The sequence below is a fragment of the Bradyrhizobium forestalis genome (assembly GCF_002795245.1).
In the GTDB taxonomy this organism is placed as follows: Bacteria; Pseudomonadota; Alphaproteobacteria; order Rhizobiales; family Xanthobacteraceae; genus Bradyrhizobium; species Bradyrhizobium forestalis.
The window spans coordinates 10,107-25,457 of record NZ_PGVG01000069.1 but is presented as its reverse complement, the minus strand read 5'-3'; the positions used below and the strand labels follow the sequence as shown (position 1 = coordinate 25,457).

Here is a 15,351-nt window from a genome sequence, read left to right as displayed (position 1 = left end):
GGGCGGTACTGCAGCCCGTAGGGGCCGCAGCATGACTGCCATCGACCGCCACCACCGATCGGCCGCGAAAACGGACCTGTCCACTTCGCGCCCGACGCCCGAGGTCGTTCAAAAAAAGCCCGAAATCAAACCTCACTCCCGCACAAGACATTGCGCAAAGCTCTCGCTTGCGGGAGAGGGTTGGGGAGAGGGTGCTTCTGCAATGGGACAATCCCCTAGCGGAGAGAGCCCTCACCCGGCGCTTCGCCATAGCCGAGGCTTTGCCTCGGCGTCATTTGAGATGACGGCCGCCCAAAAGCGGCCTACGCCTCTCCCGCAAGCGGGAGAGGTGAACGAGCCGCAGCAATCGATTCAACCTAACCCCATCCAGCTTTAGGGGACTATCCCATCGCGGAAACTCCCTCTCCCGCAAGCAAGCGGGAGAGGGAGTGCACTTCCGTTGTAGCGATCGACCTGATCTCATCACGCTCTAACGCCCGTCGCGACGGCCTTGGCGCGGGCGGCGTTACCAGGGCTCGAGGCCCCTGGCGATGTCGACGATCGGCTCTAGGCCGCGGTCGCGGGCGGCAGCGCCAGCACCGAATAGATCGCCTGGGCGTCGCGCGAGGCGCGGAGCTTCTTGGCGATGTCCTGGTCGCGCAGCAGGCGGGCGATGCGGGCGAGCGCCTTGAGGTGATCGGCGCCGGCGCCTTCAGGCGCGAGCAGCAGGAAGACGAGATCGACCGGCTGGCCGTCCATCGCCTCGAAATCGATCGGGCGATCGAGCCGCGCGAACAGGCCGAAGATCTTTTCCAGCTTGGGCAGCTTGCCGTGCGGAATGGCGACGCCATAGCCGACCGCGGTGGTGCCGAGCTTCTCCCGTTGCAGCAGCACCTCGAACACCGAGCGCTCGTTCTGCCCGGTCAGCTCGGCAGCCTTGGCCGCGAGCTCCTGCAAGGCCTGCTTCTTGCTGTTGACCTTCAATGCCGGGAGAATCGCCTCGGGTGCGACCAGATCGGTAATCGGCATGGAGGGTTTCCGAGGTGAATTAAACCGTCAGGTTCCGAATTGGCCAGCTTGATAGACCAAGCTGAGCCGGCGTCAATAACATGAAGCAGGAGGCGGACTTAGCCCCGGTCCAGATGTGGGGGGCTTCTACTCCAACGCAATCCCGGTGCCAACTCCCGCATGCGGCTTTGCCCCCGTCATTGTTAAGGGTCGGGATGGTACGGGCCCGGGTCCCGGACCTACCCGTCCGATTGTCCATCCACCTTCGCCCCCGGCGGGTCAATCCAGCCGACATTGCCGTCCGCCCGGCGGTAAATGATGTTCACCCGGCCGGACGAACCGTGCTGGAACACCAGGCAGGGCGCCCCGCTGAGGTCGAGTTCCATGACGGCTTCGCTGACCGAGAGCCGCTTCAGCGACGTGGTCTGCTCCGCAATGATGACGGGACTGTAGCCGGTGACTTCCTCTTCGCCCTCTCCGGGCGCTTCCAGCACATAGCTGGTGGCGTCGAGCGCCGCCATCGCTTCGGAGGCGGCATGGGCCTTGCGGGCGGAGCGGTCCTTGAGCCGGTTCTTGTAGCGACGCAGCCGCTTCTCGATCATCAGCAGCGCCTGGTCGGCGCTGGCATAGGCATCCGGCGCGTTCGAATCGGCCTCCAGCGTAATCCCCGAATCGAGATGCAGGGCGCAATCGGTGCGAAAGCCGAAGCCGTCCTTGCTGAGCGTGATGTGGCCGGAATAGTTGCCGTCGAAATATTTGCGCAGCACCTCGTCGGTGCGGTCGGCGACGCGGCCGCGCAGGGCCTCGCCGACGCTGATGCTCTTTCCCGAGATTCTGAGAGTCATGTGATGCCTCGCTTGGTTGGTGCCCAGCTTGGATCGGTCTCGATGGGAAATCGAGAGTAGCGCGATTTGCCGCCAGCGCAATCAGGCCGGTTCGGGATTGCGGGAGCGATCGGACAAGGCGGTAGAGAGGACGTTACCAAGAGCGCTCTGCTTGTCGCGGCGGCGTTGCACCGAGGAGGGTATGCGCATGGCTTCGCGGTACTTCGCGACCGTGCGGCGGGCAATATCAATGCCCGAGGCGCGCAAGCGTTCCACGATGGTGTCATCGGACAGGATCGCGCTAGGCTGCTCCGAATCGATCAGCTGCTTGATGTGATGACGCACGGCTTCCGCCGAATGCGCCTCGCCGCCGTCGGCCGAGGCGATCGAGGCCGTGAAGAAATATTTCAGCTCGAACGTGCCGCGGTTGGTCGCCATATATTTGTTGGCGGTGACGCGCGACACCGTGGATTCATGCATCTGGATGGCATCGGCGACGGCCTTCAGATTGAGCGGCCGCAGGTGCGCGACGCCATGGGTGAAGAAGCCGTCCTGCTGGCGCACGATCTCGGTTGCAACTTTCAGGATGGTGCGGGCGCGCTGGTCGAGCGCGCGCACGAGCCAGGTCGCGTTCTGGAGCGCGTCGGTGAAATAGGACTTGTCGCCGTCCTTGCCGATCTTCTTCGACAGCTCGGAATAGTAGGTCTGGTTGACCAGCACGCGCGGCAAGGTGTCGCTGTTGAGCTCGACATGCCAGCCGCCGTCGGGGCCGGGACGGACATAGACATCGGGCACCATGGTCTGCAAGCGAGACGTGCCGAACTTCATGCCCGGCTTGGGATTGAGGCGGCGGATCTCGCCGATCATGTCGGCGATATCCTCGTCGTCGACGCCGCAGATCTTGCGCAAGGAGGCGATGTCGCGCTTGGCAAGCAGATCGAGATGCTCGACCAGGGCCTGCATCGCGGGGTCGTAGCGGTCGAGCTCGCGCAGCTGGATCGCCAGGCACTCGCTCAAAGACCGCGCGCAGACGCCGGGCGGGTCGAATTTTTGCAGCACGGCGAGGACGTCCTCGACCTCGGCTTGCGATGCGCCAAGACGCTCGGCGGCCTCTCCGAGATCGGGCGGCAGATAGCCGGCCTCGTCGACGAGGTCGATCAGGTACTGGCCGATCAAGCGCTGGGCGGGTGCGGTGAAGGCGACCGCGAGCTGCTCGGCGAGATGATCCGACAACGTTGTCTCGGCCGCGACAAAAGCCTCGAGATTGTAGTCTTCGTCACCGGAGGCGCCGCCGCCCCATTCGGTATAGGTGGTCGGCATGGCATCCTGGGCGTTGCGCGCCGCGGCCTCGGCCGGCTCCTCGGAGAAGACGTTGTCGAGGCCGGTATCCAGGGTCTGCTCGATCTCGGCGCGGGTGCCGAGATCCTTGCTCATCCATTCTTCCTGGCCCGGCTCGAACCCCTCGGCGCTGCCGCCGAAGCCGTCCTCGCCCTGACCCTCGCCTTGACCACCCTCGGAATCGCCGTGACTGCCAGCCTCGGCCGGAGCGTCCCCCACGGGGGCCTCGTCACTGGCCCGTTCCAGCAGCGGATTGCGCTCGAGCTCCTCTTCCACGAAGGTCGTGAGATCGAGATTGGACAATTGCAGCAGCTTGATCGCCTGCATCAGCTGCGGCGTCATGACCAGCGACTGCGATTGCCGGAACTCTAATCTCTGCGTGAGCGCCATGAAGCAAGAACCGTTCCCAAAAATTGGTCCGATTTTTGCTTATCCTAGTCCGGGCACGATGTACACGGCTTGACGTATTGGAAAAAAGGGCTAGAGGCGGAATTCCTCGCCAAGGTAGAGGCGGCGCACGTCCGGATCAGCAACGATCTCATCCGGGGTTCCCTCGGTCAAGATTTCCCCGGCATAGACGATATAGGCGCGATCGGTGAGGCCGAGCGTCTCGCGGACATTGTGGTCGGTGATGAGCACGCCGATGCCGCGATTGGTGAGATGGCGGACAAGGTCCTGGATGTCGCCGACCGCGATCGGGTCGATGCCGGCGAAGGGCTCGTCGAGCAGCATGTAGTTCGGCCGCGTCGCCAGCGCGCGTGCGATCTCGACGCGGCGGCGCTCGCCGCCGGACAGCGCGATCGACGGCGATTTACGCAGGCGCGTGATGTTGAATTCGTCGAGCAATGAATCGAGCTGCTGCTCGCGCTTCTTGCGCGAGGGCTCGACCACTTCGAGCACGGCGCGGATGTTCTGCTCGACGGTGAGGCCGCGGAAGATCGAGGCTTCCTGCGGCAGATAGCCGATGCCGAGCCGCGCACGCTGATACATCGGCAGCTTCGTCACATCGTGGCCGTCGAGCTCGATCGCGCCGCGGTCGGCCTTGATCAGGCCGGTGATCATGTAGAACACGGTGGTCTTGCCGGCGCCGTTCGGCCCGAGCAGGCCGACCGCTTCGCCGCGGCGCACATAGATGCTGACGCCGCGCACCACCTGGCGGCTGCCGAAGGCCTTTTCCACGCTATGCACAGCCAGGAAGCCCGGCCGCTTCAGGAGCTGCGGCCCGCCGGCGCCGTTGGACCTGGCGGCGGACTTGGCGGCGCTCCTGACGGGATGAACCGTCTGCGGACGCGGCGGCTCGACTTGATAGTCGGCCTGATAGTCCCCTTGGAACTGGTCGGGCGCGCGTGGCTGGTCGCGGGCGATCGGCGGCGCGTCCCTGATAGGGCTGGCCACGAGGCCGCCGACGCTGTCACCGAGCGCAGTGATGTCCTGGCGCGCAAATCCTGGCCGGCCGCGTTTGGCGGGGCGCCGACGGAACATGCTGAAGAGATCGACCATCCCCGCCTTCTAGCCTTTCGCGACGATCCTGCGCGAATTCGCGCGATCTGCCGCACCGGCCTTTCGATTCGCCGATGCAGCATGAGTGGAGGGATGTCTCATGCCCAGTGAAACACGCCCGAAAAGCGGCGGACCCCGCTTCGAAAGCCCTGCGCGCTAGATACAGTCTCGCCGGGCAAGCTTCAACCTCGGATCGGGAGCACCCGAGACAAGTTGTTGAATTTACTTTTGTTTACTTGCGCCGGGCAGCTGCAAGGGCGGCGCCGCAGGCTTGCCCGAACCGCCCTGGCCGCAATCATTGCTGCCGCCCTGCGGCAGCAGCGCCTGCACCCGGCCGTTGTCGGATTCCACACGTGACACGCCCGTCGTCATGTCGACCATCAGGCGGTCGCCGCGCAGCACGTTCTTGCACTGGGTCAGGACCACCTGGCCCGAGCCGCCGAGCATGGTGATGAGGTTGGTCTTGGTGTCGAACACCGCGGTCTCGCCCGTCACCACCTGGTCCTTCTGGGTGACCACGACATTGCCGCGCGCCTCCAGCCGCTTGATCGAGGAGCTGCCCCCTGGGCCCGGTTGCGCCGACTGCATCGGCGCAGTCGATTTTGCGCCTTTCGCCGCCGGCTGCTGCGGTGTCGCCGGCTTGTCGCCGCCCGACTCGTAAAACACCACCAGCGTCTTCGAGGTCATGGTTGTGTCGCCCTGCACGACCTTCACATTGCCGGCGAAGGTCGCCTCCTTCTTCTTGTCGCGCATCTCGAGCGAAGCCGCTTCGATCTGGATCGGCTGATCGCGGTTCTGCGAAAAACCCTGCATCGCGTTGGGCACGCCTTGCATCGTGCTCTGCGCAAGGGCCGCCCCCGTGACGACCAACGCGAGGCCGACGGCGAGCGCGGCCTTGCTGACAACAGCGTCGCGCGGAAAACAGTTCATCATGAAAATCACTTCGAATTGGCAGACTTGTTCTGAGGCGTGCGTGTCTTGGCCGGTGCGGGCTCGGGCGGCGCAGGCTGAGTTGCGGCGGGCTCGTCCAGCTTGTCCAGGTGCATCACCACATTGCCCTCGAAGCGGATGACGTCACCGCCTTCGGTAATTCGCAGGCGATCCGCGCTCACCGTGCCATTGGTCAGCTTGACGTCGACGCGCTCATCCGAGGTGACCGTGCCCTTGCCCATGTCGACGAAGGCCGAGTTCAGCCGCGCCTCATAGCCGGTCGAGGTGCGCAGGAAGATGTCCTTGTGCAGGTCGAGCTGCTGCTGCTTGTTGTCGAAGCGGCCGGTGCGAGCGTCCAGGAACAAGGTCGATTGATCCTCCATCAGCACCTTCGCGCGCAAATCGGATAGATCGACATGATCGGGATCGGTGATGTCCTGCGTCGCGGTCTTGGCCCAGAGCTCGTAGGGCCGCTGGTCCGGCGTGTAACCGGCGAGGTGCGGCGATTCCATCGTGATCTTGGTGCCGGACACCACCATATTTCCGGAATCGAGCGGCAGCTTCGGCATCAGCATGCGGAATGGATTGAAGATCGAGACGCCGACGATGGCGGCCATGGACAACAGCACCGCACCCGGCACCGCGATGCGCAGAATCCGCACCAGGCGGCTGTGGCGCGCCGCGCTGGCGAACTTCGCCGCAAGCGCGGCGTCGTAGGTGGGATTCTGGGCCGAATTCACCTGGGTTCCTATTACCTGGGCTCCTGACGTACAGCTCGCCTTGTCCGGTTGAGGGGTGGCCCATTCTATCCGGCTCCGCCCAAATATGCAGCCGGCGACAGGCCGTTACGAAAGTGTCCGAAACGGGGCGGCAACCTCAGGCCAATCGCCGCGCTGGGCCGTTAGGAATGCGCGAAAATGTCCTCTTCCGCCCAGCCCTGGAGGTCGAGAAGAGCGCGGGTCGGCAGGAAATCGAAACAGGCCTGCGCCAGCTGGCTGCGGCCTTCCCGGACCAGCATGGCATCGAGCCGCTCGCGCAAGCCGTGCAGATGCAGCACGTCGGAGGCGGCGTAGGCGAGCTGCGGCTCGGTCAGGCTGTCGGAACCCCAGTCGCTGGACTGCTGCTGCTTGGAGAGGTCGATGTTGAGCACCTCGCGCACGAGGTCCTTGAGGCCATGACGGTCGGTATAGGTGCGGGTCAGGCGGGAGGCAATCTTGGTGCAATAAATCGGCCCGGTCATGACGCCGAAGGTCTGGTACAGCACCGCAATGTCGAACCGCGCGAAATGGAAGATTTTCGTGACGGCCGGATTGGCGAGCAGCGCCTTCAGGTTCGGCGCGTCGGTGTGCCCCTTCGGGATCTGCACCACGTCGGCGCTGCCGTCACCGGGCGAGAGCTGCACCACACAGAGCCGGTCGCGGTGCGGGTTCAGCCCCATGGTCTCGGTGTCGATCGCCACCGCTCCGGTGTAGCGGGACAGGTCGGGCAGGTCGCCGCGGTGCAGGCGTACGGTCATGGCGGGTCAAAACCTCGGGTCGAATCGGTGCGTCGATATCATAGGCTAATCGGATGGATCGCGATGTAGCCACTGGCGGCAGGCCGCGCAAGCGGCGGCCGTGACCTTACGGGCCGTCAGATCGCGGCGAGCATGATGCAGATCATCGCCGCGACCGTGATGCGGCTGGGGCCGTCGCGGAAAGCGTACAGAATCGGATCGTCCGGCATCTCGCGGCGATGCGCCATCATCAAGGCGCGGCCGAACCAATACAGCAGCAGCGGAGTGAGCAGCCACAGCATCCAGGGGCGGCTGTAGAGCGGCGTCACCGCCGAGGAAGAGACGTAGAGCGAGAACACGGTCACCGCGTTCATCGCGCTCGCCGCCGCCATCGCGGCGATGACGTGCAGGTCGGTGACGCGATAGTCGCGGTTGGAGGGATCGGCGAGGCCTGCGCTCTCGCGCATGCTGAGCTCACTGAAGCGCTTGATCAGCGCCAGCGAGGTGAACACGAACAGCGAGAAGATCAACAGCCATTCCGACAGCACCACGCTGACACCGACCGCGCCGGCGACGATGCGAAGCGTGTAGAGACCGGCGAGCGTGACGATGTCGACCAGCATCTTGCGCTTGAGCACGAGCGAATAGGCGATCGTGGTGGCGAGATAGACGCCGAGCACGCCGAGGAACAGGGGCGAGATGCAGAGGCTGGCTGCGACCGCGAACAACCACAACACAGGGATCGCTGACAGCGCCGACGAGATCGGCAAATCGCCGGCCGCGAGCGCGCGATGGCGCTTGGTCGGATGCTGGCGGTCCGCGGCGAGATCGAGCAGATCGTTCATCAGATAGGCGCCCGAGGCGCAGGCCGAGAACGCCAGAAACGCGAGCAGCGCGTAGCCGAGCGTCGAAAGGCTCATCTGATGCGCAGTGAGCGCAGGCACGAACACCAGCGTGTTCTTGGCGTATTGATAGACGCGCAGCGCCTTGGCCCAGGTCTTGAGGCTGGCGCTGCGGACGTCGCGATGTTCGATGCGCTCGGCGGAGGCACGATCGAACGGCAGGCTGCCCACAGCGAGGTCGGCCGGCGTGACGACGCCATCGAAGCCGAGATGCGCCGCGATGCCTGCGGCATGACCGGCGAAGCGATCAGCGACCAGATAGATCTTCTCGCCCCGCGCCCGCGCCGCCAGCGCCCGGTTCATCACGTCGGAATCGTAGGGCAGCTGGGCGTAGTCGATCCTGGCCCGCGCCAGGATCTCCGTGAGCGCCGCCATGCCCGCCCGTCCGCCCGCGCCGAAGCGGGCCAGCATACGACCTGGGCTGGAGAACAGCGCCTCCATGAGCAGCTCGGACCGCAGCAGCGCGCCTTCGAGATCGATCACAAGCGTCCGCGCCGCCGCCGGGGTTGCCGACGGCTCGGACAGGCCAGGATCATACTGCCGGGCAGGCTGCTCCATCCGAAAACGCTCTGACTTACCGCAAATGATCGGCTCCAGGGCCGGGGAGCAGGGAAATGGATGGCCAACCCTATGGGAGCATTCGCTAAAGGCGGCTTAACCGGGGACTGTCGCGGGTCACGGCTCCACTTGATATGCCGGCGTTCCAATAATAGTTATTAACGCAGGGTGTCGGAGAAACGCAGCATGGCGGTTAGTGCAGATCTTGGCGAAGCCCTTGAAAACTTTGTAACAAAGCTCGTCGCGTCGGGGCGCTATCACTCCAAGAGCGAGGTGCTCAGGGAGGGCGTGCGGCTCATTCAGGAGCGTGAGGCGCGGCTCGCCGCGTTGGACGCCGCGATCGCGCGCGGGCTCGATGATGCCGACATGGGACGGACCAAACCGATCTCCGACGTTTTTGACCGGCTGGAAGCGAGATTGGCCGACAAGGCCGACCGCACGTGATCGTCGTTATCACCGCGGAAGCGGAGGCCGACCTCGAGGACATCGCATCGTACGTCGCCGCGCAAAGCCCGCGAAGCGCTCTCACGCTCATCCGTGGCCTGCGGGAGAAATGCCATACGCTCGCCGATGCACCGCGTGGCTATCCCTTGGTGCCGCGCTACGAGCAGAAGGGCATTCGCCGGCATCCGTTCGGGAACTATCTGATTTTCTATCGAGTCGGTCGCGACGCAATCGAAGTGATCCACATCCTCCACGGCGCGCGAGATTATGAGCCGCTGATCTTCCCCGCGGACTAGGTTTTCGGCGAGCCCGCTGCAATTCGTCCCGGCGCACCCTATCTGTTGCCGGCCTCCCCATCCCGCCCGCTCACCACGAATGAAATGCCAATGACCGAACAGACGCTCGCTGCGCCGATCGACGACCAACGCGAACGCCAGCGCGGCTTCTCGCGCTATCAGGCGCTTCTCATTGCGCTGCTCGCCTTCACGCAGTTCACGATCATCCTCGACTTCATCATCATGTCGCCGCTCGGCGCCATCCTGATGCCGGCGCTCAACATCACGGCCGCCCAATTCGGCGTCGCGGTGTCGGCCTACGCGTTCAGTGCGGGAGTATCGGGCATCCTCGCCGCCGGCTTTGCCGATCGCTTCGATCGCAAGCGCCTGCTGCTGTTCTTCTATGTCGGCTTCACGCTCGGAACCCTGCTCTGCGCAATGGCCCAGAATTATCATGTCCTGCTGCTCGGCCGGATCGTGACCGGATTGTTCGGCGGCGTGATCGGCGCGGTCGTGCTGGCCATCGTCACCGACCTGTTCCCGCTGCAGATGCGCGGCCGCGTGATGGGCTTCGTACAGACCGCGTTCGCCGCGAGCCAGGTGCTCGGCATTCCCGCGGGGCTGTTTCTCGCCAATCACTGGAGCTGGCAGGTCTGCTTCGTCGCGATCGTCGGCCTGTCGATCGTCACGATCGCCGTCATCGCCTTCGTGATGGAGCCGGTCGATGCGCATCTGAAACTGAAGCAGGACAGGAATCCGTTCCACCATCTGATCGCGACGGTCTTCGAGCCGCGCTACACGCTGGCCTTCGCGGTCACGACGCTGCTCGCGACCGGCGGCTACATGCTGATGCCGTTCTCCAGCGCCTTCACCGTGCACAATCTCGGCATCGACATGCTGCATCTGCCGACGATCTATCTCGTCTCCGGCCTGTTCAGCATCGTCACCGGGCCGCTGGTCGGCCGCGCCAGCGACGCGTTCGGCAAATATCCGACCTTCGTGTTCGGCTGCGCGATGACCGTTGTCATGGTGCTGATCTACACCCATCTCGGCCACGTCTCGCTGACGACCGCGATCACCGTCAACGTGCTGATGTTCATCGGCATCTTTTCACGGATGATCCCGTCGCAGGCGCTGATGTCGGCGATCCCCGACCCGAGCCAGCGCGGCTCGTTCAGCGCGGTCAGCGCCTCGCTCCAGCAGCTCTCCGGCGGGCTCGGCTCGGTGCTCGCCGGCGCGATCATCGCGCAGGCGCCCGACGGCTCACTGATCCATTTCGACCGGATCGGCTACGTCGTCGTCACGACGACGATCGTCACGCTGGTCGCGATGTATTTCGTGCAGAAGGCGGTGGCGGAGCGGGCGGGGAAAAGGGTGGTGTGAGGAAGCGGGCGGATTTGGCCAGCCCCCGCCCTACCAGCTCACACGCATGGTCCCTGTCCCGGCATAGGTCTGCGCGTGACTAGCGAACTCGCCGTCGAACTTGCCGAGCAGGCTGATGCCCTTCGCGAGCTTCAGCTCCGCGCCGGCGGAGACCAGCGCGGTGTCCTTCGCCGGCGTCGCGCCGTTGACGAGGAAGCTGGTGCCGGGCAGCGCCTGGAAGGCGGCGGCGAGCGTGGGATCGCTGATCCAATCATGCGCCCAGGCGAGCCGGCCGCGGACGATGAGCACCGCATCCGGATTGACCAGCGCCACCTGATCGAAGCGCGTGCCGAGCTCGCTGCGCGTGTCCGTCGCGGTGCGACCGGTGTAGGTCAGGCCGAAGCCGCCGCCGGTGAGGTCGGTTTCGCTGTAGGTCGGGGTGCGGAAGCTCTGCGCCTGCAACGCAGCGTAAGGCGTGATGCCGGCGATCGGCGTGGCGAAGCGATAGCCGCCCTCGATGCGGCCGCCAAAGCTCGCGCCGTTGAAGCTGGCAGTGAGATGATCGCCGAACGCGAAGCGGTCGGTCGACATCCAGTGATTGCCGCCGCCGAACGACGCTGCAACATAGGCCGCACCGGAGCGGATGGCGCCGTAGACGCCGCCGGCGAACGTATCGCTCTTGCCGCTGCCGAAACCCTGCGCCAGGTCCCATTTGGTGCCGCCGCCCGCGAGCGAGAAGCCGACGATCGCATCGAGGCTGACGCGGTAGTCGAGCCCGGCGGCAACGCCGGCCGCGCGTGGGGTGGGGTCGGTGCTGGCGCCGGCCGGATCGCCGCTGGTCCTGTTGTAGCCGCCGAAGCCGCTCGCCCACGCCGTCCAGCGCGGCTCGAAGGCGGCCGGCGGCGCCTTGTACGCCGGGGCCTTCATCACGCGCGCATAGGCGAGCGCGACATCCTCCGGCAACGCCTCGCGCTCCGGCGCAAAGCCGAGCGCGCCGCCCGATCCCGGAGCGCCACCACGGCCGTCGATGAAGGGATCGAGCATCAGCCCGAAGAACTGGCCCATGAACTGGAACGCGCCCTGCTGGCCACCGGTCGCGGCTTCGCCCGAGAGCTGCGCCAGCGCATTGGAAAGATTGCCGCCGGTCAGGCCGAACACGCCGGCGAAGCTCGGCGGCAGCGCGCCGCCATTGTTGAAGAAGCTGTTGAGCGCGCCTGCGACGCTCTGCTGGTTGCCGTTGAGCCCACCGGTCGCGCCCAGGGTGGCCGTCAAATTCAGGACCACGCTGGTGCCGCTGTAGCTCAGGCTGTCGGTGAAGCCGGCCGGCAGGTTGGTGTTGGTCAGGCCGGCAAACGTGGTGCCGCCAAGCCCGCCGCTTGCGGTGAGAATGGTGTACTGCTTGGTGACGTAGCTGCCGCTGGCGAACACCGCATTGACGGTCGCGCCGGTCAGCGTCGCGGTGCCGGACACGGCGGTGCTCGACGCGGCTGATGGCGTGACCTGAACGAGATAGAGCGCACCGGACTGGAAGGCGAGATTGCCGGTGATGGTGAGCGTGCCGGTCGGATTCGCCGCATTGCCCGGCGCGAGTGTGCCGCCCGACATGATCGTGGTCGTCGCCGGATCGACGATGCCGGTGCCCGACAGTGTGGCGCCCGAATTGACCGTGACGTTTGTCGAAGCGGCGATCGAGCCGTCCACTTCAAGCGTGCCGCCATTGATCGTCGTGGCGGCGGTATAGGTGCTCGTTCCGGTGGGCGTGAAGGTGCCGCTGCCGGTCTTCGTCAGCCCGCCGGTCCCGGAGATTGCGCCGGAAAATGTCGTGCTCGTGTTGTCGCCGCCGGTTGTCAGCGCGGCCGTGCCGAGCGTCACGTTGCCGGCGCCCGCAAGCGAACCGATGCTCTGGCCAAAATTGTTCAGACCGAGCGTCGCGCCCGCGTTCACCGTGACCGCGCTTGCCGACGAAAACGCGTTCGCGGCGCCTGCCCGCAGCGTGCCTGCGTTGACAGTGGTGGTACCGCCATAGGTGCTCGTGCCGGACAGCGTGAGCGTGCCGGCGCCGCTCTTCGTCAGCCCGCCGGTGCCGGAGATTGCCCCGCCCAGTGTGGCGTTGTTGCCGTTGGTGTCGAAGGTTCCGCCGCCGGCGTTGAGCGTCACGCTGCGGCTGGTGGTGAAGCCCGTCGCAAATTGCAGCGTGCCGCCGCCGAGGGCGAGGCCACCGGACGCGGCGCCAAGATTGCCGTCGGAGGAGACCGCCAGCGTTCCCTGATTGACGGTCCATGCTGTCGTCGCCGTGGTCGTGCCGGTCAGCGTCCAGGTGCTGCTGCCGCCCTTCTCGAACACGCCGAAGCCGCGATACTGCACGCTGCTGCCGATCTGCGCCACGTCGAAGCTGGCATTGCTCGCGCCACCCAGCCGCAACGTATCCGCGGCGCTGAACGCGACCACATTGCCGGCGATGGTCGAGCCGGCCTGCAGCTCCAGCACGTTGGTGCCGCCGGTGAAGGTGATGGCGTTGGCGCGCGCCATCCCGTCGCCGAAGGCGCCGCCGGCGATGGTGCCGCTGTTGATGACCGTGAGGCCCGCGCCGACGACGCCGGCGCCGCCCGCGCCATTGCTGCCGTTGGCACTGATGCCGGTACCACCCGTCCCGCCATTGCCACCGGTCACGGCACCGGAGTTGGTGAAGGTCGCGCCTGATGCAGTGAACTGCACGCCCACGCCGCCGTCGCCGCCCGATCCGCCGTGGTTACTGAAAGCAGCGCCGCTATCGCCGCCCGCGCCGCCGTTGCCGCCGGTGATCGTGCTGGTGTTGCTGCTCGCGCCGGTTCCAGTAACGATGGCGCCGTAACCGCCGGCGCCGCCGCCACCACCGCCACCATTATCAGCCGCCGCAGCATTGCCGCCTTTGCCGCCATTGCCGCCCGTCAGAGCGGACGTATTTGTGAGCGTCGCGGCGCCGGCGCCATTGCCGTTGAACCCGCCGCCGCCACCGCCAGCGCCACTCAGGGAATGAAGAACCGCGTCACCTCCGTCCTGACCATTGGGACTGCCAGAGGTCCCGCCTGCGCCGCCAGTGACAGCGTCCATTCCAATACTGCTCCCGCCTAGGCCGCCGCCTGCGCCGCCCCCGCCCCCGCCACTGCAGAAGCCGCCGGCAACGCTACCTGCGTTTCCGGTGAACCCAGTTCCCCCTGCGCCGCCAGGATTGCCCGCACAGCCGCCACCCGCACCGCCATCGGCGAGTGCCGGCGATGCCACCGACGCGACACCCATCGCAATGAAAGACACCGTCGCAAGCAGCAGTGCCCGCTTGCGATATGCGCAATGAAATTCGATCAAAATTCGCCGCCCCCCGCGGCTCCGCGCCGCCGCCCTTGCCAGATTGCCAAATCCACCCGCGGCGCCGGCCCGCCGCAGAGTCATCGCGTACCCGGTCGACCCACCCGCCAGCACCATTTCGACACGCTCCCCGCAGCAACGGCTCCGTCACCGTTGCAAAAACATCACGCCTGCCTTGGCGCCACCTCGACCAACGGCCGCAACTACCAGCTCACACGCACGGTCCCGGTCCCGGCATAGGTCTGCGCGTGACTAGCGAACTCGCCGTCGAACTTGCCGAGCAGGCTGATGCCCTTCGCGAGCTTCAGCTCCGCACCGGCGGAGACCAGCGCGGTGTCCTTCGCCGGCGTCGCGCCGTTGACGAGGAAGCTGGTGCCGGGCAGCGCCTGGAAGGCGGCGGCGAGCGTGGGATCGCTGATCCAATCATGCGCCCAGGCGAGCCGGCCGCGGACGATGAGCACCGCATCCGGATTGACCAGCGCCACCTGATCGAAGCGCGCGCCGAGCTCGCTGCGCGTGTCCGTCGCGGTGCGACCGGTGTAGGTCAGGCCGAAGCCGCCGCCGGTGAGGTCGGTTTCGCTGTAGGTCGGGGTGCGGAAGCTCTGCGCCTGCAACGCGGCGTAAGGCGTGACGCCAGTGATCGACGTGGCGAAGCGATAGCCGCCCTCGATGCGGCCGCCAAAGCTCGCGCCGTTGAAGCTGGCAGTGAGATGATCGCCGAACGCGAAGCGGTCGGTCGACATCCAGTGATTGCCGCCGCCGAACGACGCTGCAACATAGGCCGCACCGGAGCGGATGGCGCCGTAGACGCCGCCGGCGAACGTATCGCTCTTGCCGCTGCCGAAACCCTGCGCCAGGTCCCATTTGGTGCCGCCGCCCGCGAGCGAGAAGCCGACGATCGCATCGCGGCTGACGCGGTAGTCGAGCCCGGCGGCAACGCCGGCCGCGCGTGCGGTGAGATCGGTGCTGCCGCTGGCCGGATCGCCGCTGGTCCTGTTGTAGCCGCCGAAGCCGCTCGCCCACGCCGTCCAGCGCGGCTCGAAGGCGGCCGGCGGCGCCTTGTACGCCGGGGCCTTCATCACGCGCGCATAGGCGAGCGCGACATCCTCCGGCAACGCCTCGCGCTCCGGCGCAAAGCCGAGCGCGCCGCCCGATCCCGGAGCGCCACCACGGCCGTCGATGAAGGGATCGAGCATCAGCCCGAAGAACTGGCCCATGAACTGGAACGCGCCCTGCTGGCCACCGGTCGCGGCTTCGCCCGAGAGCTGCGCCAGCGCATTGGAAAGATTGCCGCCGGTCAGGCCGAACACGCCGGCGAAGCTCGGCGGCAGCGCGCCGCCATTGTTGAAGAAGCTGTTGAGCGCGCCTGCGACGCTCTGCTGGTTGCCGTTGAG

Annotated in this window: 13 protein-coding genes; 3 read left to right on the top strand and 10 right to left on the bottom strand. The window is 66.1% G+C overall.

Features of this window, described 5'->3' with window-relative positions:
* Positions 1-546 precede the first annotated feature (546 nt).
* The 8 genes from ptsN to CVM73_RS37250 form a co-directional block, all read right to left on the bottom strand.
* Complete coding sequence (gene ptsN / locus CVM73_RS37285; protein WP_008141251.1) at positions 547-1,008, bottom strand: PTS IIA-like nitrogen regulatory protein PtsN; 462 nt, start codon at positions 1,006-1,008, stop codon at positions 547-549.
* A 218-nt stretch (positions 1,009-1,226) separates the two neighbouring features.
* Positions 1,227-1,832: a ribosome hibernation-promoting factor, HPF/YfiA family gene (gene hpf / locus CVM73_RS37280; protein ID WP_100236709.1), complete on the bottom strand. Its 606-nt coding sequence runs from the start codon at positions 1,830-1,832 to the stop codon at positions 1,227-1,229.
* Between the two features lie 81 nt (positions 1,833-1,913).
* Positions 1,914-3,539, bottom strand: coding sequence for an RNA polymerase factor sigma-54 (rpoN, locus tag CVM73_RS37275; RefSeq protein WP_100236708.1), 1,626 nt, complete (start codon positions 3,537-3,539; stop codon positions 1,914-1,916).
* 90 nt (positions 3,540-3,629) lie between these two features.
* A complete protein-coding gene (gene lptB / locus CVM73_RS37270; protein WP_100236707.1) occupies positions 3,630-4,649 on the bottom strand; it encodes an LPS export ABC transporter ATP-binding protein in 1,020 nt (339 codons plus the stop codon).
* Between the two features lie 222 nt (positions 4,650-4,871).
* Positions 4,872-5,582 (bottom strand): LptA/OstA family protein, encoded by a 711-nt coding sequence (locus tag CVM73_RS37265; protein WP_167407280.1) that lies wholly within the window; start codon positions 5,580-5,582, stop codon positions 4,872-4,874.
* A 5-nt stretch (positions 5,583-5,587) separates the two neighbouring features.
* On the bottom strand, positions 5,588-6,319 hold the full coding sequence (gene lptC, locus CVM73_RS37260) for an LPS export ABC transporter periplasmic protein LptC (RefSeq protein WP_100236705.1): 732 nt from the start codon (positions 6,317-6,319) through the stop codon (positions 5,588-5,590).
* Positions 6,320-6,480: 161 nt separating this feature from the next.
* A complete protein-coding gene (locus CVM73_RS37255) occupies positions 6,481-7,095 on the bottom strand; it encodes a ribonuclease D (RefSeq protein ID WP_028179139.1) in 615 nt (204 codons plus the stop codon).
* Between the two features lie 116 nt (positions 7,096-7,211).
* Positions 7,212-8,534 (bottom strand): UbiA family prenyltransferase, encoded by a 1,323-nt coding sequence (locus tag CVM73_RS37250; protein WP_100236704.1) that lies wholly within the window; start codon positions 8,532-8,534, stop codon positions 7,212-7,214.
* Between the two features lie 186 nt (positions 8,535-8,720).
* Between CVM73_RS37250 and CVM73_RS37245 the strand changes: the two genes are divergently transcribed.
* From CVM73_RS37245 to CVM73_RS37235, 3 genes are all read left to right on the top strand, one after another.
* The gene (locus CVM73_RS37245; protein ID WP_100236703.1) at positions 8,721-8,978 is read left to right on the top strand and encodes a type II toxin-antitoxin system ParD family antitoxin; all 258 of its coding nucleotides are present in this window, start codon (positions 8,721-8,723) and stop codon (positions 8,976-8,978) included.
* Positions 8,975-9,274 (top strand): type II toxin-antitoxin system RelE/ParE family toxin, encoded by a 300-nt coding sequence (locus tag CVM73_RS37240; RefSeq protein WP_100236702.1) that lies wholly within the window; start codon positions 8,975-8,977, stop codon positions 9,272-9,274. Before CVM73_RS37245 ends, CVM73_RS37240 begins: the two co-directional genes overlap by 4 nt.
* Positions 9,275-9,364: 90 nt before the next feature.
* Positions 9,365-10,636: an MFS transporter gene (locus CVM73_RS37235; RefSeq protein WP_100236701.1), complete on the top strand. Its 1,272-nt coding sequence runs from the start codon at positions 9,365-9,367 to the stop codon at positions 10,634-10,636.
* 30 nt (positions 10,637-10,666) lie between these two features.
* On the opposite strand, the gene CVM73_RS37230 is transcribed toward CVM73_RS37235, so the two are convergent.
* Both CVM73_RS37230 and CVM73_RS37225 read right to left on the bottom strand, forming a co-directional pair.
* The gene (locus CVM73_RS37230; protein WP_283809989.1) at positions 10,667-13,705 is read right to left on the bottom strand and encodes an autotransporter outer membrane beta-barrel domain-containing protein; all 3,039 of its coding nucleotides are present in this window, start codon (positions 13,703-13,705) and stop codon (positions 10,667-10,669) included.
* Between the two features lie 455 nt (positions 13,706-14,160).
* Positions 14,161-15,351: autotransporter outer membrane beta-barrel domain-containing protein (locus CVM73_RS37225; RefSeq protein ID WP_146006730.1), on the bottom strand; the 1,191-nt coding region annotated here is incomplete at its 5' end.